Genomic DNA, 15,920 nt, shown 5'->3' with positions numbered 1-15,920 from the left:
TCTTTTTGTCGTGTTAGCCATCCAACGGAGGATGTGGCGGTTGGCTTGAAGATGCTTCAAGCGCGCTCCCTTAATCGGCTTAGGGTCTGGAAACTCTCTGCGCTCGTGATGGACCAGCAGGAACGGGACAACTGGAAGCAAATCATGGAAGCGTTGGAGGCCTCCGGTGACACGGAGAGCGCTTTTTACCGACGGGCGAAAGCCATCAGTGAGGGAGAGCCTGATCCGATGGCGGAGATGGAGATGCCGTCATGAGCATTGATCCCCTCGAGCGCGGACTTGAGCAGTCGTTTGAAACGGAGAAATGGGGCCGCTTCATTCGGGAGTGCGACGACCTTGAAACCCTCCGCGAAACTGCCCTTTCGCTGCTTCAGCAGCTCGCCCAGCTCAAAGCAGCCAGTTCCTGGATGGCGTCGCGGGCGTCGGAATCGGAAAACGCCAAGCTCAAAATGCTGGCAGAGCTGATCCGTCAACGGACCGAGTCCGCCCCAGACCAAGAGGTGTCGTGATGATGCGGATGTTGCGTCTTGGTGGTGCGTCCCTGCTGGCCGCGCTGGCCCTCGGGGCACCAGCTCCAGCTGAAACCTGGCAGCCTCAGACGGAATCGCCGATGTGGGCGAAAACGCGCGAACAGCTCACGCAGTCCGGCGACCTGCCGGCACGCCCCTGGCTGTTCATGGAGGGACTGCATACTCCTGCGCTTCGTGCTGGGGAGTATCTCGCTGATCCGACGCGCACTCGCATGGGGGTGGAGTTTGATGGCGCGCTGCTGATTCAGAAAAAAGACGCTGACAACTGGGCGGTTCGTTTGGTGCGCATGCGTGCGCTCTGCAACCAGCAACGCTTGCAGCGTTTGTCTGCCCAGGGGACGTGGGTGGATTACGTAGGCCGTGATGGCACTTCTGCCAAGGTTCAGTGGATCTGCGGATTGCAGCGGCCTGGTTGAGCCCTTGCGCGATTCGCTTCTCACCGGTACACATGTATTGACGAACATTTGCATTGCCGGTGCCCGCTGGATCCCCCGAGCCGCTCACGTCTGCTCAGCAGGAGTTGTACGAATGGCTTGCTGACTACATCGGCAGCCATCACCACAGCCCCTCGATTCGTCAGATGATGCAGGCCATGGGTCTGCGCTCCCCTGCGCCGGTTCAGAGCCGGCTGCGTCACCTTCAGCAGAAAGGGTGGATTACCTGGCAGGAGGGGCAGGCGCGCACGCTGCAGTTGCTAGGGGGTGTGGCGTCAGGCATTCCCGTGCTGGGCGCTGTCGCGGCTGGCGGATTGGTGGAAACCTTTGATGACGTGCAGGAGCGGCTAGACCTGGCTCCTGTTCTGGAAACCCGCGGGTTGTTTGCTCTCACGGTGAACGGTGACTCGATGGTGGATGCGCACATCGCCGATGGTGATGTGGTGCTGATGGAGCCCGTCACGGAGCCATCCCGCTTGCGTGAAGGAACGATCGTGAGCGCATTGGTGCCGGGCAGCGGAACCACCCTCAAGCATTTCCACCGTGATGGTGCGGTGGTTCGGCTGGAGGCGGCCAATCCTGCCTATGAGCCGATCGAGCTGCCTGCTGATCAAGTGCAGGTGCAAGGAAAGCTGGCTGCCGTGTGGCGGCAGGTGTAGCGCCGAACCCTTCGCCCTCGTGGCGTTGTAAGCTTCGACACGACGTAGGGACGGCTAAGGCTTTCTTTGCGGATTGGGGCCATAGCTCAGCTGGTAGAGCACCTGCATGGCATGCAGGGGGTCAGGAGTTCGAGTCTCCTTGGCTCCACTAGGTTTTCAGCTAGTGGGACACCCCACCGATGACAAAAGCGGTAGTAAAACCGCCTAGAGGTAGTGCGATTGCGCGTCCACAATCATCACCATGTGCCCAGACGAGGCATCGGCGTACGCTTCTAGCGCACGAAAGCCATCAGCAAGCAGCCGTCTCCTAGTAATGCTGTAGCTGCTTCATCTCATCAGCCAATGTCGCCGCTGACTCTGCTGTCTCGTTCGAATGGGACGACCTGACGTTCCTTCAGTGGGGATTGCTTCCAGCAGTTGCTTCTGCTTTTGCTGCACCGACTTGGTAAAAGGAGGTGGAGTGAGCATCTGAGAGTTGAGGATTGCAGCTCACCTTCAAAAGCCAAAATAGAGCGATGGAAAACCCACAGAAAGCCATTGACAAGCTCCAGCAGGAGATCGACCACGAGCGCGCGGCTGTTGAGGGGGCTGTGAGGAAATCAACCACTTCAAACCTTGCGTCTAAAACATCGTCTTCAGGGATTGTGCTGACCTTGGCGGGAGGGCTCGTCGTGCTGGGCTTAAGTTTCACTTACGCGCAAATGCTTGGGAGGCAGGCCGTGACACGGCTCACGGCGGGGAGTTTCGGCGGGGCTGCAGGGCTGCTCGTTGGTTTTGCTATTGGTCGTCAAGAAAAGAGTCGACGAAAGTAGACGATTTCAGCTGGGAATGCTTTCAGCACAAGTGGTGACTGGGTTCTGAGCTGTTCACCAGGATTTCACCAGACCTGTTCCAGGGCTGCACCAGTGCTCTGCACTGGGGTTCACCAGTAGGCCTGTGATCTTGAAGGAGTCGAGGGGGCAACACCCCAAACCTTCGCTCCTTACTCAAATGATCACCAACACTTTCAACCCTTCTGCCGACATCCTGGAAGCTGTCGAGAACACTCAAGCTCTTTCTCAAACAGGTCATGCACTAAAGCCCTTTTTGCTTCAAAACGTTCAACTGCCAATGGATGGTGCTGTAACGGCGCTCAATCCACTCAATGATTCAAGCTTTACACCGATGACGTTTGAGCCTGCCTTCACTGCTGAGAACCGCAATACACCTATTGCCCCCGAAGCTAAAGAGCTCAAGCAAGCGGCCTGTTTGGTTGCGATGGCAGTTGCCCCTCTCGCATTAATGGTTGGAATCATTGGCATGAATTCCTTTGGCGCTGAAGCACATATCACCCGCCGAGCTGCCAACTGGGCGACATCCGCCAATCACGTTGAGTTGAGAGCCGGTCAAGTGCAGCGGTTGATGTCACAGAAGGGAGGCTGAAGCGATTGATGCCAGCATCGTTATTCTGAGATTCTGCATGGCTCGTCGTCTATTTCCTCGGTCTCCATTGCAGGTGAGTAGGAGTTAATGCAATCAGTCATGTCTGCTCTTTCATCGCATTGTTTGCCAGTCTTTGAATGAGTGTCAATGCCAACAAGTGACATTGCGACTGCCAATAATGGGGCGATTAAATGTCTTGCAGAACTGGCCTTGGCAAAGGAATGATTCCTCATCAATCTAGGCTGCACGAGGAGGACATTGATAAACGTTTAGCTGCTTGCCCTCATCGGTTTGAATCTCGCCTGTTTTGATGCACTTGGCTTCGATCGGGGGGACTCGCATGCCGATGTGTGTCGTGTATGCATTTGAACCCCTCACGCCTGTGCCCAGGGTTAGTACGAGGGCTGTAAGGGAGAGAGCAACAGCAATCAGAGCTCTCATTGCTTCGATGCAAGGTGCACAAGTCTGGGAGAAAAGTCAGTCGCTTGTGGTTTGCGCTCGTGATGTGCGCGCCTGTTCCGTGCTCACGACAGGAGGGCGCTAACGGATGCGGAGGACTGGGAGCAGACTGGGCTGAGGTTCACAGCGCAAGGGCGACTGAATTCAAACCATGCCTTCACGCTTGAGGCGACGCACAATTCCAGAGAATCCCCTGGCCGGACTCACGGAAGCGCAGGCTCTTGGTCTTCAACGTGTGCTGGCTGACATACGAGCCGCGGGGGTGTGGTCGTGGGACTTTCCTGTGCTTTTGAGAGATCGCTGCTGGATGCGTCTTGATCGCATCGCCCTTCGGCAGCTCCAGACGTTCCTCCCTCCTGATGCTCGTGACGAGGCTCCAGAGCTGATGCACTACCGCCGTCTTTTGGCCGATGGTGTGGATCCGCTGGTTGCGCAGCAAGCCTGCTGGCATGACTTCGGCATGGAGGACTGCCAGCGAGCTCTGCACGACTACTGGCAAAGCCAGGAGTGTCATCACCATGGCTGGACTGCCAGCCGATACCGAGAGCTTGTGGGGGCGTATCGGGAGCGGTTTGTGCGCGGTGTGATGACCGTTCCCATGCTTGTTTTGGCGCGCACAGGCAGTTGTGAATCGCACCAACTCCACTGGATCAGCGACCCTTCCGCGTGATCTTCAATCCCAGGTCACCGTGCATCGGTACAGCGTTTCTCCACCGATCCCTCCGGCCTGAGTGTCTTGGCAGGAGGTGTCCGTCACTGTTTTCCCCTCCGGAACCTTGCCCATGGCGCGATTGATGGCCACATCCTGATCCACCGATTGGACTGTGGCTGATCCCGCGTGGGCAGTGAGTGCTGTTGTGCTAGCCAGAAAAAAGACTGAAAAAAAGGGAAGGATTCGTTGGAGCTTGAGCATGGGAGATGAACCTTTATGCGATTGGCGACTTTGGGTAGCTGTTGATCAGCAGTCGTACTCGATGTGATGGAGGCGCTCGCGTCGCTGGATGTCGTCGTCGCGCATCCAGGCTTCGATGTACTCCTGTTGTGCTCTTCGATCTGGCTTGCTACTTGGTTTCAAGCCGGCATTGCGCGGCCCCGTGTTCGTTGTCGCCATGGGTGATCACGATCACTGTGCACACCCTTCAAATCCAAGGCGTTTTCGTCAATGAGTATTCACCGCCATTCGCCAGATGTTCATGCAAGGCTGATGGTCTGATATCTGAACGATCGGTGCTCGATCATCCCGATGCCGTTTCCCTCGCTCTGTTTGCCGTGGGCCTGGCATCAACAGGCACGGTGCTTTGGGTGTCCTCGCGTCGGGTGGACTTAAGGGAACGGGAACGGTCCCAGTTCATGCGCATGCGCTCACGCTTGAATCAGCTCATGCGTGAGCGTTCCTGAGCCTTGACCCTTCTGATTGCTGCCGGTGCCTTAATCGCCATGTTGTCGCTGACGCAGTTTCTGGTGCGACGGTCAATGGATGACGGGCAGGGGTCTAACTGAGCTCGCTCAGCGTTTGGCCAATCCCCGACCGTTGCCGATCAAGCCGGCATCGATCACCAAGCCGATGGCCACCACCAGCAGGCCACTGAAGCTGCCCAGTCCTCCGAATGAGGCCTGCGCAAAGCACACACCCAGGGTTGTGGTGGGGAGAAACAACACACCCAGTAGGGGAAGAATCGGGTTGGGGATCGGCAGATCTGCGAACGGTGCGAGCACAAACAGCGGACTGAATACCCACAGCAGAATCAGGATCAGCCTTGGCGCAAGCAATCCCAGTGCAGCTAGAAGGCACATCAGCCGGCACCCACCACTTCAAACGTGCCGCTGCTGGTGACCGAGAGAATCACCCAGAGCACCACCACGCTCGCCGCCACCAACACCACCGGCCAGATCTCACCATCGGGGTTCATGGCCACTAACCACGGATAGCTTTCTTCTAGCAGGCCCTTTTCAACGTGTCCCCTCCAGGGGCCGGAATGCTGTTTCGCGGGTGAAGAACACTGCTGTGATCAAGGTGATCAGCCCTGCCAGCGCAACCCAGGCGCCTGGCAGCAGGGGATTGCCGGTGCGGCTGATCAACCAAGTGGAGATCAAGGGCGTGGTGCCTCCGAAATAACCCTCGGCAAGGTTGAAGGCCACCGCCAGACCCGTGCAGCGCACGGCGGCGGGCATCAGTTCCACATTGGCCGGATTCTTGCCGCCAGCGAGCAGGGCAACCGCCACGGTGAGGCCGAGTTCTCCGCGCAGCACCAGCTGAGGGTCACCGCTGTGCATCAGATCAAAAAACGACAGGGCACCGAAACACATCAAGGCAGACCCGCTGATCAGCATCGGCTTGCGTCCGATGCGATCCGATAGCCAGGCTGCGATCGGGTACAGCAGAAGCAACACGCCAAGAACGCCGGTGTTGAGGCTCAGTGCCGTGGCATCGCTGAGCTTGTCGATGTCTTCCAGATAGCTCACGGCATACACGAAGGCGGCGTAGTAGCCCACGCTGCTGGCGATGTTCAGAGCCATCACCTGCAACACCTGCAATCGGTATCGCCCGAACGTCTCCCGCACCGGTGCCTTCACCTGAGGTTCGATCACCTCAGCACCGATCCCCTGACGAATCACAATGCCTGTGAGGGCTACGAGGGCCCCCAGCAGAAAGGGCAATCTCCAACCCCAACTGCCCAACTGATCAGGGGTCAGGGTGTGGGCGAGTAAATCTCCGAAGCCCGAACCCAGCAGCATGCCCAGCACGGAGCCCCACAGGCCCCAGATCGCGTAGAACCCCCGCTGGCGTTGGGGCGCCTGTTCGGTCAAAAAGATGATCGAGCTGGTGTACTCGCCGCCAACGGACAGCCCTTGGATTAACCGCAGCACCACCACGGCGATCGGTGCCGCCACACCAATCTGTTGATGGGTTGGCAGCAAGCCCATCAGCACCGTTGGGATCGCCATCGCCATCACCGAGAGGCTGAGGGCACGGCGACGACCGAACAGGTCGCCGATGCGGCCGAACACCACACCCCCCAGGGGCCGCACCAGAAAGCCTGCGGCAAAGGCACCGAAGGCTCCGATTAAGGAGCTGGCAGGGTCGCTGGATGGAAAGAACTCACGGCCGATCACCGTGGCGAAGTAGCCGTACACCGCGAAGTCGTACCACTCCATCACGTTGCCGATCAGGCCGGCCAGAAGAACGCGGCTGGTGCTGGCTGTCGGTTTCGTTGTGGTCATTGCGGGTCGTCGGCGATGTCGTGCAAGCGATCGATCAGCAGATCCACCTCGGTGTCCACGCCGTTGTCTTCGGCCCAGGCTTCCGGGACGTGTTTGGACTGCACCAGTTCATTCAGCTTTTCGCCGTTGCGGCGCTGCAGGTTGGTGCTGGTGTCGGCAACGGTTCTCGCGTTTGTTTGGGTTTCACCGATCAGGTGGCAGGTGATCGTGCGCCGGTGCGGTGCCGAGCGGTGTTCCCAGAGATACACGGCTTGCCAGGTTCCGAGCAGCAGTTGGCCGTTCTCCACACTCAGGCTCAGGGTTTGCTGGGTGAGCGCGGTGCGGATGTGGGCCGGCATGTCGTCGTTGCCTTCGTCGTCATGCAGGTAACGTCGACGCTGCCCGTTGGCTCCTAGCGGTCCGGCGCCATCTTGAGGAACGATCGCCTCCATCCAGGCCGCGAGATCCAGCAGCACCCGCGGGTCGGCGTTTTCATTGATGGTGAGGCTGCAACTGGTGTGCAGACAACTGAGATGCACAACGCCGCATTGCATCCGGGTGCTGCGGATCCATTCGCTTAGCGACCCATCGATGCGAGTGAAGCCCGAACCTTGGGTTTGGATCTCCAGTCGGCTGAGCGCTTGATCCAGCGCCATTGACGTTCTGTTCCGGTTCTTCTCGCTCTAGCCAGGGCTCGGGGCGAGGGGAATGGCTTCACCCACAGTGGGGGTGATCAGCGCGCAGCCTTCAGTGACCTCGGGGCTGGCTTCTGATACTCCGCCGGCTTCCAGCGCTTTGCTGATCAGGCCGGTGAAGCGCACGTCTCCGCCTGTGGTGCTTGCCAGCACCTGTTGCGGCTGGAAGCGGCTGATCAGATCCGGCATCACGCTGGCGCCGGTGATGAAGTTGCCCACCAAGGGCAGGCCTAAATCGACCACTGGCGTGATCACCGTCTGCACGGGGCGCTCGTCCACGGAGGAATCCAGCACTCCATGGGGTTCGAGGTAGAGCGACCCACCAGGCCAGTCGAGCAAGTATCCGTTCTCTACGGCCGGAACGGCAGCGCCGGCGGTGGCGCGAATCTGCAAGGGCCCCCGTTCTGTGCTTTCACCAGGGTTGAGCGCTTCCACGGCAATGAAGCCCAGCCGCTTCGCCACTTTGGCCGCAGCCGCCGACCCGACCACGGGCAGGTCTTTGCTCAGCATCGAGAGCGTTTCCGGATGGGCGTGATCCTGAAGGCCCTGCGTGAGCAGCAGCAGATCAATGCACTCAGGCACAGGCTGCATCGTGGGCATTTCACCTTTCAGCAGCCAGGGGCCAGGGGGGAACACCAGAGGGCCAAACAGCCAGGGGTCCACCAGCACGCGAAACCCTGCAACATCGAGACACCAGCCATTGGCGCCGAGGTAGGTGGCTGTTGCGGTCATGGGTGGTTCGTCTTCTGCGAAAACCGTAGGGGCTTAACCCCTCACGGCGAGAGCCACCCCCGCCACCGCTAGCGCTGAAGCCAACCATCCTGAGGTGCGGGGATGATCGCCTTCCGCCCGGGCCACCAACAGCGCCATCACTGGTGCGGTGCTGAGCACGGTGATGCCCACACCCAAGGGCAGGCGTTGCAACACCACCTGCTGCAGAAGGATCCCCAGAATGGTGCCCAGGCCTGTGGCCAGGAGCACCCGTGGCCAACGGGCAATCTTGGGGCGTGGCTGCGGAAACGCCCGATTGAATCGCAACCAGGGAAGCAGCAGCAGCAAGCCACCGAGCAGCCTGGCGGAGGCACTCTGGATCGGGCTCAGATCCGTGGTCAGCAGAACGTTGCGGGAGACCGCTGCTCCGGTCACACCGCAGATCACCGCCGCCAGGGCCATGGTCAGCCCGGTGATCTGTGCGCGCGTGCTTCGGTCGTTTTGGCTGGTGCCATCCGGGGGTTGTTGCCGGGCCACCAGCACGACGGACACGGTGACCATCAACGTGCCGAGCCAGGCCAGGCTTGAAAGCCGTTCCCCCATCACCAGCAGACCACCGCTGGCGGCTGCCAGAGGAGACAGTGATTCGAGGGTGAGGGTGCGGCGGGTGCCCAGACGCCGCAATGCAGCCAGGTAAAAGCTGTCCCCAAGCGAGATCCCGATACCGCCACTGATCAGCAGCAGCAACAAGCCGGGGACTTCCTGGTGCCAAGGGAGACGCATCAGCACGGGCAGCAGCGCCAAGCAAGCGATGGCGTTCTTGAGGCCATTGAGCTGCAGGGCGCTTAGGGACGTGGCCAGTCCCCGCCAGAGGCTGCTGGCCAGGGTCCAGGCCAATGCTGCGATAAGCCCGGCAACAACACCCATTCAGCGTTTGCGCTGGAGCAGCTGGCCCACGAGCAAGCCGATCACGAGCGCTCCGGCTCCATGGCCTTGAAGAAGCGTGAGGCCGAGCACCAATCCCAGCAGTGGCGAGTTGAGCAGAACAGACAAGCTGCCGCCCACAACGCCGGAACTCCAGCTCTGCAGGCCTCCGAGAAAGGGCAGGCATTCGTGCAGCCCCATGCCCAGGGCGCTGCTGGCCAGGATCACAGGGAAGAATTGCCCGCCTTTCCAGCCGGTTTCCAGGCAAAGGCCCACCAACAGCAGTTTGAAAAGCGCGGACATCAGCAGCATGCCCGTGCTCAGCGACCAGACGCCAAGCACCAGAGGCTTGAGCTGGTTCTCTCCGGAGAACACCGACAGTGGCAGGGCCCAGAGGCTGAAGCCGAGGATCACACCGGTCAGCACCGGGGTGAACCAAACGCGTTCCTGCAGAGACAGTGACCGCAGCCAATGGCGCCAACGACCCAGCAGCACACCGCTGCAACAACCCACGAGTCCGGCCAGAACAGCGGCGACCAGGGCCCCGAGCCACTGCTCCTGATCGACTGGCCAGTCGTAGGGCACCCCGCGCAGGCCGCCGCCTAGATCGCTCAATCCTGTGAATGCCACGAAGCCAGCCACACCGCCGAGGGTGGCTGGAAGCCAGCGCCAGAGCAGCTGCCAACGCCGGCCGGCCAGCGCTGCCCCGCCCACGAGGGGGGAATGGAACAAGCCCAGCGTCCCGGCCATCGCCGCTGCCACCAGGTCACGGTCCGCGCCCCGCCAGATGCGATGGCTGGCTACCGCAATCAACCGGGTCATCAGTGCTTCCGGGCCGAGGGTGCCGCCGCCGATCAACGCCAAACCTCCCCCGAGCAGCTGGCGTGCCCCCTCGTTGGTCTGCAGGCCATCAGGCTGGCGCAGCTCGGTGAGGGTCTCCACCATTTCAGGCAGGGCGCTGGCGGGGCGGTGCCGTTGCAGCAGGCTGATGGCCAGGCCGATTCCGCTGCACCAGAGCAGACACCAGAGCAGGGGGCGCTGTGACGGCAAACCCTCAAGCACCGCAGAACCCCACACCCAACCCTGCAGGGTTAGGACAATTTTCACCACCACAGCCGCTAGGGCTCCGCCTGCCGCCCCTGCCAGCAGGGCCCGCAGGCTGCCCCTCAGAAGGGAGTGGCGGGGTGAGGTTGGAGGGACTGTCACCAGTGGGGATCGGTGGCCAGTTCCACCATCAATTGACCGGATGCTGGCGCAGGCACGGTGCTGATGCAGGCTCTCACCACGGTGCCGTTCACCTCGATTTCGCAAGCGCCGCAACTTCCGCCTAAGCATCCGGTGGGAATGTGCACCCCAGCCTCCCGACTGGCGACAAGCCAATCCTGCCCCTTGGGGCAGCGGCTTCGCCGGCCATCCGGCCACTGGATGGACACCATCACCGACTCTGAGGGCATACCGGGTTTCACAGCAGCGGCTCTAGGTTCACATGGGTTTCAAAGGCATCGGCAAGGCGATCGAGAAGGGCATCCCGTTGGCGGCTGTGATGCGGCTGCTGTTCACTGAGCAGCTCCAGCCCTCGCCGAACGCGCAGCTGATTCAGCCAGCAGCGCCGCCAGGGTCCGTTGTCGAAAATGCCATGGAGATACGTGCCAGCGGCGATGCCTCCCTGGTCTCCGCAGCGGGCCACCCAACCCAGCGATGGGTCCTCGCAGAGGTTGCTGCAGGGTTCGAGTGCATGCGTGTGGCCGCGATGAAGCTCGAATCCCTCCACGCTGAGTGTGGGTTGGTGTTCAGGCCAGTGCACGCTGCTCTGCCGGTGGCGCAGGGCTTTCTCACCACCGAAGCGTGTGCGCAGGGGCAGGAGTCCGAGGCCGGCCATGGCGCCGTTGCTGCCGGCGGGAGCCTGGCCTTCCAGGCCGTCTGGATCCTCCAGTTCCTGGCCGAGCATCTGCATGCCGCCGCAGACGCCGAAGACGGCACCGCCTGAACGGGCAAAGCGCTGCACGGCGCTGCCCAGTCCGCTGCTGTGTAGGCGGCCCAGGTCGCGCAAGGTCTGTTTGCTGCCGGGAATCACCACCGCATCGGGTGTTCCTAGGGGTTCGCCAGGTTCCACCCAGCGAAGCTGCACCGTTGGCTCTGCTTCCAGAGGATCGAGGTCGGAGAAATTGCTGAGCGATGGCAGCTTCAGCACAGCGATCTCCAGTTCGGCGCCGCGTTTACGGCCGCGGCGCTCGAGCAGGTCGAGGGAGTCTTCTGGTGGAAACAGTTCATCCAGCCAAGGCATCACTCCCAGCACGGGGATGCCGGTGTGTTGCTCGAGCCAGCGCCGACCTTCATCGAACAGTTCGCGGCGACCGCGGAAGCGGTTGATCAGTAAGCCGCCAATCAGGGGACGCTCCACTGGCCTGAGCAGAGCCAGGGTGCCCACGATCTGGGCAAACACACCGCCGCGTTCAATGTCGGCCACAAGAAGGCAACGGGCCCGCAGGTATTGGGCCAGACGCAGGTTGGTGAGGTCGCGCGCCTGAAGGTTCACCTCCACGGGACTGCCCGCTCCCTCGAGCACGAGCCGCCCCTCGGGGTGCTGGACCTCCAAGGTGTGCAGGCCCTGACGGATGGCGGCCCATCCGGGCCTGAACCAGTCGCGGTAGTAGTGCTCAGCGCGGCAGGTGCCCACCGAACGGCCCAGGTGGATCACCTCGCTCGTGCTGTCGCCCTGGGGTTTGAGCAACACCGGATTCATGGCGCATTCGGGTTCCCGTCCTGCGGCCCAGGCCTGGAGTGCCTGGGAGTAGGCCATTTCCCCGCCACCTGGGTCCACCCAGGCATTGTTGCTCATGTTCTGGCCCTTGAAGGGGAGGGGGGTCTCTCCCCGCCGTTTCAGCACCCGGCACAGGGCTGCGGTCATCAGCGATTTCCCCGCTCCACTGCTGGTGCCGAGCACCATGAGCGGGGGGTGGGTTCGCGCCTGGCTCACGGCTGCCTCGCGGAGGGTGCTGCAGCGCAGCATCGCAGCGCGTCTGGGGATCGAGCGACGTTCACCAGCGCGGGCGGCGACGCCGGCACCAGTGCATCACCCGACTCAGGAGGCCGGCAGCAGGAATCTCCTCGGGCCAGTCAGCCAGAACATCCCGGCCCAGCGGCGTGATTCGCACCCGCTCGGTGAGCCCCTGACCATCCACTTCACGCCGCAGAACGCCTAGTTGGATTAGCCAGATGAGCAACGTTTCGGTGTCTCCTGATCCCAGCCGCTGCGTGGTGTTCACACGCCAGTCGGGGCGGTTGGCCAGCTCCTTGCTGCTTTGGGCGCTCTCGTCCAGGAGCCGGTAGAAGCTGCGGCGGAACGGCAGGCAGCGCACGGCCTGGCGGGCCCGCCGCAGGGCGTGTTGGGTGAGTTCGCTGGGGTCCTGGGCGATCACGCGCATGCTGCTGACGCTGTCATTCTCGGGGTCTGCAGCGTTCTTTGAGGCCCCATGCTTCTGCTGGCTTCCGCATCCCCGGCTCGCCGTCGTCTGCTGGAGCAGGCCTGCATCCCCCATCGGGTGCAGGTGAGTGGGGTGGATGAAGACGGCATTCACCATCCCCAACCAGCACACCTCGTGTGCCTGCTGGCTGAGGCCAAGGCCAAAGCGGTGCATGCCCAGCTCACCGATCCAACCATCGATGCCGTGTTGGGGTGTGACTCCGTGTTGGCGTTTGAAGGCGAGGTGTTCGGCAAACCCGCTGATGCCGAGGAAGCCAAAGCGCGGTGGCAACGGATGCGTGGCCATTGGGGCGACTTGCATACCGGGCACTGTTTGATCGCGACGTCGCCAGCGACCGCGATCTCGAGCCAATGCCAATGCGTCACCACGCGTGTGTTGTTTGCTGATCTGAGTGATGCGGAGATCGACGCCTACGTGAGCAGTGGTGAGCCGTTGCAATGCGCCGGAGGATTTGCGTTGGAAGGGCGGGGCGGGTGCGTCGTTGAGCGCCTCAACGGCTGTGATTCCAACGTGATCGGGCTCAGTCTGCCCTTGCTGCGCCGATGGCTACCGCAGAACTCTTGAGCGTCAATGGGTTGCGTTGCCATTTTTCTTTCGCCGTAGCTAAAGCGAAAGCAGGCCCCTCTCACACCCTTGGCCATGCATCGTTTTCTGCTTCCCGGACTCGGCGCTTTGCTTCTTTCCGGAACCCTTGCCCTGAGTGCTTCCGCCATGGAGCCTCTCGCCATCAGCGCCACAGATCAGGCCGACACGTCTCTGGTTCTCAGCGCTGAACAGGCTTACTTCGCTGAATCCAGTGACGACTGGAGCCGTTCCGTGCAGGGCTTCCGTCTGCCAGCCGGTGGGGACCAGAAGCATCAACCGCCGAGCGGCCATACCCTGCTGGACATGAGTTTCTGATTACGCACCCTTGTTGCGCTGCTTTCGCCGATCCCTCAGAGCAGCGTTGCTGGCGTTGCTGGCTGTGGTGTTGTCCATGGCCATTCCCTCCCTGGCAGCACCCTCCAGCGGACCATCAGGCTTCGGGGTTCCTGGTCTCAATGTCGATCTCCTGAACCGCACCCAGCCGGAACGTGGGCTTTCCGTTGGCAAGTACGAACTGGCGAAGGTGAACATTCTCGGTGTGCCGGCGATCACCGTATCCAGTTCGGTGCTTAACAGTGATGGCGGATCGCCAGCGGCTCGGCAACGCGCTGCTGTGATCGAAGGCAACCTTCGCCTCCTCTACGACCCCAACCAGCTCTGCGGCCAGGGCGAACGCTTGAGCGAATGGCTGCTCGACAGTGTGTTGGGTGGTGAGACCAACGTCTGCACCGCCGGCCTCGGCCCTGGCATGGCCTTGAGTGATCAACCGGTCAAGCTTGAGATCGTCTCCGACGGCAAAGGCAATCAGGTGCTTGAAGCGCGGCTGCCTGATCGCAAGCGCGCCTTCCCGCTGCTGTCAGTTACGGAGGCCGATGCGGAGATCAACGGCGTCACCACCGAGCAGTTGGCCCAGCGTTGGCGCACGATCCTGGAGAGCCGGATCAACCATGCCCGTGAAATTCTGCGGCCAAGACAATTGGCCCAGCGTTGGCGAATCACCCTGGTGGTGGAGCTTCTCCTGCTCGGGATGATTGCGGTGTCGCTGTTGGCCTGGAGTGCTTTGCGGCGCAGGGTGTCGCGTTTGCAGCGCCAGCGCTTCGACGAGGGGCGTCGCGTGCGGTCCATGGAGGTTCGCCTGCACCTCACCCACACCATCACCCGGGTGCTGATGGTGCTGGTGCTGTTCCTGCTGGTGATGATGGTTGGCCTCGGCGTGATGGCCGTTCCCGGGCAGATCCCCCTGGCGCTCGAGCTGTTGCTGCAACCGTCGTTTGCCTTGATCAAGGTGGGGGTGGTGACGATGGTGGGCTTGCTGGGACGGGCGCTGAGCACGTTTCTGCTGCACCAATGGGCCGACAACGTCGATGTGATGGCCCAGGAGCGGGCGCGACGCGACCAGCGTTACCGCAGCCTGCTGCGGGTGATTCATCGACTGATCGATGTGTCTTGCCTGATGGTGGTTGGCCTGTGGGTGTTGCTTGATGTTCCCGGCGTGCGCACGGCGTCGATTTCGATCCTGCTGGCCGGTGGTGCGTTGTTGGGTGCCCTGGCCTTTGTGTTTCAGGGGCTCTTGCGCGACTTTGTCGCCGGCATGCTGGTGTTGATTGAGGATCGCTATGCCATCGGCGACTGGATTGAGATCGATGGCGTGGAAGGGGAGGTGGTGGATGTGGGCTTGTTCAGCACCCAGATCCGCTGCCTGGATCAGCGGGTGGACACGCTCGACAACAGCACGATCCGGCAGCTGCGGAACCACACGAAGTTGCGATCAGGCAGTTTGGTCACCTTTGTGGTGTCGCATCGCCAGAGCTCCATTGACCAGGCCATTGCTCTCATTCGCGAGGAGATCGATCAGTTCGTGAATGACAGCGATTGGAATCACCGCTTGCTTGGCGAACCCGTGTTGCGGGGGGTGCGCCGGATCACTCCGCTCGGCACCCATCTGGAGGTGCTGCTGATCACCAAATCGGGTGGCCAATGGGTGAGCGAACGCGAATTCCAGCTGCGCGTTCTGCGCCGCTTTGAAGCGGAAGGCGTGGTGCTCGCCGATGGATTGGAGTTGACGCGGCTTACTTGAACAGGTTGTTCAGCATGCTGCCCACGGCCGCACCCAAAGCGGCTCCTGCGGCTTCCTGGTTTGTGCTGCCGCTGTTCTGGGTGGCCACAAGCTTGTAATCAGCGAAGCGGAACACGCCGGTATTGCCGTGATCCACGAAGGTCACCGGCCAGCTCCCACCAAAGGAATCAGTGATGGTGTATGTGCCGCTGCCGTTGTCTTTGAACACGTACTTGCTGCCGTTCTCCAGCTGAATCTTGTAGCGGTTGCGATCACCCTTCGACACCTGCTTGAGCTGGCAGGGGCCATCAAACACCCGCTGACCTCTCTGGCTGAGGCTGCAGTAGCCCGTGTCTGTGGCGACCTGGCGAGTGCCGCCGCTGGCACTGGTGTTGTTGTTGCTGTTGCCGAAGAGCTGCTTTGTGAGGCCCTTGGCCACGTTCGACTGGCTCCAGCCGTCGTCCCAGCACTTGCGTTTCTGGATGCTGCAGGCCTGACCGGAGCTGAGGCGGAAGTCGTTGCTGGTCGACCCACGGCGGTTCTGGCTGAGCCGGTCAGCGGCGAACTCGCCGAAGTAAATCTTGGTGATCCCAATCGACGGGCCGTAGCTGTCGTAGCAGACCTGGCCGACCTGATCGCAGACGATGCCAGCTTTGGGATAGGTAATTCCTTTGTTTTGGGCGAAGGCAGGAACAGCTGTCAGCAAAGAACAGGCCAACCCCGTTGTGGCAAGTCGACTGAGCTGACCCATTGCCTATC

Annotated in this window: 23 protein-coding genes and 1 tRNA gene; 12 read left to right on the top strand and 12 right to left on the bottom strand. The window is 61.4% G+C overall.

Annotated elements, in window-relative coordinates:
- Positions 1 to 108 precede the first annotated feature (108 nt).
- The 8 genes from SynPROS71_RS09010 to SynPROS71_RS08975 all read left to right on the top strand — a co-directional run bounded on the left by SynPROS71_RS09010 (position 109) and on the right by SynPROS71_RS08975 (position 4,174).
- Entirely contained in the window at positions 109 to 255 is a 147-nt protein-coding gene (locus SynPROS71_RS09010) for a hypothetical protein (protein ID WP_186594595.1), read from the top strand.
- Complete coding sequence (locus SynPROS71_RS09005; RefSeq protein ID WP_186594593.1) at positions 252 to 509, top strand: hypothetical protein; 258 nt, start codon at positions 252 to 254, stop codon at positions 507 to 509. The genes SynPROS71_RS09010 and SynPROS71_RS09005 overlap by 4 nt, the downstream gene beginning before the upstream one ends.
- Before the next feature lie 2 nt (positions 510 to 511).
- On the top strand, positions 512 to 946 hold the full coding sequence (locus SynPROS71_RS09000) for a hypothetical protein (RefSeq protein ID WP_255442083.1): 435 nt from the start codon (positions 512 to 514) through the stop codon (positions 944 to 946).
- Positions 947 to 999: 53 nt separating this feature from the next.
- Entirely contained in the window at positions 1,000 to 1,623 is a 624-nt protein-coding gene (gene lexA, locus SynPROS71_RS08995; protein ID WP_011933578.1) for a transcriptional repressor LexA, read from the top strand.
- Positions 1,624 to 1,698: 75 nt separating this feature from the next.
- Positions 1,699 to 1,771 (top strand) — tRNA-Ala (locus tag SynPROS71_RS08990).
- A gap of 334 nt (positions 1,772 to 2,105) precedes the next feature.
- Positions 2,106 to 2,435 carry a hypothetical protein gene (locus SynPROS71_RS08985; protein ID WP_186594591.1) on the top strand — a complete coding sequence of 110 codons (330 nt, stop codon included), beginning with the start codon at positions 2,106 to 2,108 and terminating at the stop codon, positions 2,433 to 2,435.
- Positions 2,436 to 2,613: 178 nt separating this feature from the next.
- Positions 2,614 to 3,045 (top strand): hypothetical protein, encoded by a 432-nt coding sequence (locus SynPROS71_RS08980; protein WP_186594589.1) that lies wholly within the window; start codon positions 2,614 to 2,616, stop codon positions 3,043 to 3,045.
- Between the two features lie 610 nt (positions 3,046 to 3,655).
- Positions 3,656 to 4,174, top strand: coding sequence for a hypothetical protein (locus tag SynPROS71_RS08975; RefSeq protein ID WP_186594587.1), 519 nt, complete (start codon positions 3,656 to 3,658; stop codon positions 4,172 to 4,174).
- 3 nt (positions 4,175 to 4,177) lie between these two features.
- Here the strand turns inward: SynPROS71_RS08975 and SynPROS71_RS08970 are convergent, their stop codons facing one another.
- Positions 4,178 to 4,417 carry a hypothetical protein gene (locus SynPROS71_RS08970; RefSeq protein WP_186594585.1) on the bottom strand — a complete coding sequence of 80 codons (240 nt, stop codon included), beginning with the start codon at positions 4,415 to 4,417 and terminating at the stop codon, positions 4,178 to 4,180.
- 45 nt (positions 4,418 to 4,462) lie between these two features.
- On the bottom strand, positions 4,463 to 4,615 hold the full coding sequence (locus tag SynPROS71_RS08965) for a hypothetical protein (protein WP_186594583.1): 153 nt from the start codon (positions 4,613 to 4,615) through the stop codon (positions 4,463 to 4,465).
- Positions 4,616 to 4,731: 116 nt separating this feature from the next.
- Between SynPROS71_RS08965 and SynPROS71_RS08960 the strand changes: the two genes are divergently transcribed.
- Positions 4,732 to 4,902 carry a hypothetical protein gene (locus tag SynPROS71_RS08960; RefSeq protein WP_255442082.1) on the top strand — a complete coding sequence of 57 codons (171 nt, stop codon included), beginning with the start codon at positions 4,732 to 4,734 and terminating at the stop codon, positions 4,900 to 4,902.
- Between the two features lie 108 nt (positions 4,903 to 5,010).
- On the opposite strand, the gene SynPROS71_RS08955 is transcribed toward SynPROS71_RS08960, so the two are convergent.
- The 9 genes from SynPROS71_RS08955 to SynPROS71_RS08915 form a co-directional block, all read right to left on the bottom strand.
- Positions 5,011 to 5,298 carry a hypothetical protein gene (locus tag SynPROS71_RS08955; RefSeq protein WP_186471488.1) on the bottom strand — a complete coding sequence of 96 codons (288 nt, stop codon included), beginning with the start codon at positions 5,296 to 5,298 and terminating at the stop codon, positions 5,011 to 5,013.
- Between the two features lie 156 nt (positions 5,299 to 5,454).
- Positions 5,455 to 6,726 carry an MFS transporter gene (locus SynPROS71_RS08950; protein ID WP_186594581.1) on the bottom strand — a complete coding sequence of 424 codons (1,272 nt, stop codon included), beginning with the start codon at positions 6,724 to 6,726 and terminating at the stop codon, positions 5,455 to 5,457.
- Entirely contained in the window at positions 6,723 to 7,361 is a 639-nt protein-coding gene (locus SynPROS71_RS08945) for a secondary thiamine-phosphate synthase enzyme YjbQ (RefSeq protein WP_186594579.1), read from the bottom strand. Before SynPROS71_RS08945 ends, SynPROS71_RS08950 begins: the two co-directional genes overlap by 4 nt.
- 27 nt (positions 7,362 to 7,388) lie before the next feature.
- Positions 7,389 to 8,132 (bottom strand): MBL fold metallo-hydrolase, encoded by a 744-nt coding sequence (locus SynPROS71_RS08940; protein WP_186594577.1) that lies wholly within the window; start codon positions 8,130 to 8,132, stop codon positions 7,389 to 7,391.
- A gap of 33 nt (positions 8,133 to 8,165) precedes the next feature.
- On the bottom strand, positions 8,166 to 9,038 hold the full coding sequence (locus SynPROS71_RS08935) for an EamA family transporter (protein ID WP_186594575.1): 873 nt from the start codon (positions 9,036 to 9,038) through the stop codon (positions 8,166 to 8,168).
- Positions 9,039 to 10,241 carry a chloride channel protein gene (locus tag SynPROS71_RS08930; protein WP_186594573.1) on the bottom strand — a complete coding sequence of 401 codons (1,203 nt, stop codon included), beginning with the start codon at positions 10,239 to 10,241 and terminating at the stop codon, positions 9,039 to 9,041. It lies immediately after the preceding gene.
- Positions 10,238 to 10,489 (bottom strand): 2Fe-2S iron-sulfur cluster-binding protein, encoded by a 252-nt coding sequence (locus SynPROS71_RS08925; protein ID WP_186594571.1) that lies wholly within the window; start codon positions 10,487 to 10,489, stop codon positions 10,238 to 10,240. The genes SynPROS71_RS08930 and SynPROS71_RS08925 overlap by 4 nt, the downstream gene beginning before the upstream one ends.
- 8 nt (positions 10,490 to 10,497) lie before the next feature.
- The gene (locus SynPROS71_RS08920) at positions 10,498 to 11,982 is read right to left on the bottom strand and encodes a cobyric acid synthase (protein WP_186598011.1); all 1,485 of its coding nucleotides are present in this window, start codon (positions 11,980 to 11,982) and stop codon (positions 10,498 to 10,500) included.
- Positions 11,983 to 12,073: 91 nt separating this feature from the next.
- Positions 12,074 to 12,460, bottom strand: a complete 387-nt coding sequence (locus tag SynPROS71_RS08915; protein ID WP_186594569.1) for an Npun_F0494 family protein — start codon at positions 12,458 to 12,460, stop codon at positions 12,074 to 12,076.
- A 48-nt stretch (positions 12,461 to 12,508) separates the two neighbouring features.
- Between SynPROS71_RS08915 and SynPROS71_RS08910 the strand changes: the two genes are divergently transcribed.
- The 3 genes from SynPROS71_RS08910 (at position 12,509) to SynPROS71_RS08900 (ending at position 15,182) form a co-directional block, all read left to right on the top strand.
- Positions 12,509 to 13,084 carry a nucleoside triphosphate pyrophosphatase gene (locus SynPROS71_RS08910; RefSeq protein ID WP_186594567.1) on the top strand — a complete coding sequence of 192 codons (576 nt, stop codon included), beginning with the start codon at positions 12,509 to 12,511 and terminating at the stop codon, positions 13,082 to 13,084.
- A gap of 75 nt (positions 13,085 to 13,159) precedes the next feature.
- On the top strand, positions 13,160 to 13,420 hold the full coding sequence (locus tag SynPROS71_RS08905) for a hypothetical protein (protein WP_186594565.1): 261 nt from the start codon (positions 13,160 to 13,162) through the stop codon (positions 13,418 to 13,420).
- Positions 13,421 to 13,433: 13 nt separating this feature from the next.
- Positions 13,434 to 15,182 (top strand): mechanosensitive ion channel family protein, encoded by a 1,749-nt coding sequence (locus SynPROS71_RS08900; RefSeq protein WP_255442081.1) that lies wholly within the window; start codon positions 13,434 to 13,436, stop codon positions 15,180 to 15,182.
- On the opposite strand, the gene SynPROS71_RS08895 is transcribed toward SynPROS71_RS08900, so the two are convergent.
- Positions 15,175 to 15,879, bottom strand: coding sequence for a YcgJ family protein (locus SynPROS71_RS08895; protein WP_255442080.1), 705 nt, complete (start codon positions 15,877 to 15,879; stop codon positions 15,175 to 15,177). The genes SynPROS71_RS08900 and SynPROS71_RS08895 overlap by 8 nt on opposite strands.
- Between the last annotated feature and the right edge of the window lie 41 nt (positions 15,880 to 15,920).

Source organism: Synechococcus sp. PROS-7-1, from assembly GCF_014279795.1.
In the GTDB taxonomy this organism is placed as follows: Bacteria; Cyanobacteriota; Cyanobacteriia; order PCC-6307; family Cyanobiaceae; genus Synechococcus_C.
Note: the sequence above shows the minus strand (reverse complement) of the source record. Positions and strands in the feature narration are given on the sequence as shown.

Coding starts and splice junctions, on each gene's coding strand:
- SynPROS71_RS09010 (WP_186594595.1), top strand. CDS start 109: ATGGACCAGCAGGAACGGGACAACTGGAAGCAAATCATGGAAGCGTTG.
- SynPROS71_RS09005 (WP_186594593.1), top strand. CDS start 252: ATGAGCATTGATCCCCTCGAGCGCGGACTTGAGCAGTCGTTTGAAACG.
- SynPROS71_RS09000 (WP_255442083.1), top strand. CDS start 512: ATGCGGATGTTGCGTCTTGGTGGTGCGTCCCTGCTGGCCGCGCTGGCC.
- SynPROS71_RS08980 (WP_186594589.1), top strand. CDS start 2,614: ATGATCACCAACACTTTCAACCCTTCTGCCGACATCCTGGAAGCTGTC.
- SynPROS71_RS08975 (WP_186594587.1), top strand. CDS start 3,656: ATGCCTTCACGCTTGAGGCGACGCACAATTCCAGAGAATCCCCTGGCC.
- SynPROS71_RS08970 (WP_186594585.1), bottom strand. CDS start 4,417: ATGCTCAAGCTCCAACGAATCCTTCCCTTTTTTTCAGTCTTTTTTCTG.
- SynPROS71_RS08965 (WP_186594583.1), bottom strand. CDS start 4,615: ATGGCGACAACGAACACGGGGCCGCGCAATGCCGGCTTGAAACCAAGT.
- SynPROS71_RS08955 (WP_186471488.1), bottom strand. CDS start 5,298: ATGTGCCTTCTAGCTGCACTGGGATTGCTTGCGCCAAGGCTGATCCTG.
- SynPROS71_RS08950 (WP_186594581.1), bottom strand. CDS start 6,726: ATGACCACAACGAAACCGACAGCCAGCACCAGCCGCGTTCTTCTGGCC.
- SynPROS71_RS08945 (WP_186594579.1), bottom strand. CDS start 7,361: ATGGCGCTGGATCAAGCGCTCAGCCGACTGGAGATCCAAACCCAAGGT.
- SynPROS71_RS08940 (WP_186594577.1), bottom strand. CDS start 8,132: ATGACCGCAACAGCCACCTACCTCGGCGCCAATGGCTGGTGTCTCGAT.
- SynPROS71_RS08935 (WP_186594575.1), bottom strand. CDS start 9,038: ATGGGTGTTGTTGCCGGGCTTATCGCAGCATTGGCCTGGACCCTGGCC.
- SynPROS71_RS08925 (WP_186594571.1), bottom strand. CDS start 10,489: ATGCCCTCAGAGTCGGTGATGGTGTCCATCCAGTGGCCGGATGGCCGG.
- SynPROS71_RS08920 (WP_186598011.1), bottom strand. CDS start 11,982: ATGGTGCTCGGCACCAGCAGTGGAGCGGGGAAATCGCTGATGACCGCA.
- SynPROS71_RS08915 (WP_186594569.1), bottom strand. CDS start 12,460: ATGCGCGTGATCGCCCAGGACCCCAGCGAACTCACCCAACACGCCCTG.
- SynPROS71_RS08910 (WP_186594567.1), top strand. CDS start 12,509: ATGCTTCTGCTGGCTTCCGCATCCCCGGCTCGCCGTCGTCTGCTGGAG.
- SynPROS71_RS08905 (WP_186594565.1), top strand. CDS start 13,160: ATGCATCGTTTTCTGCTTCCCGGACTCGGCGCTTTGCTTCTTTCCGGA.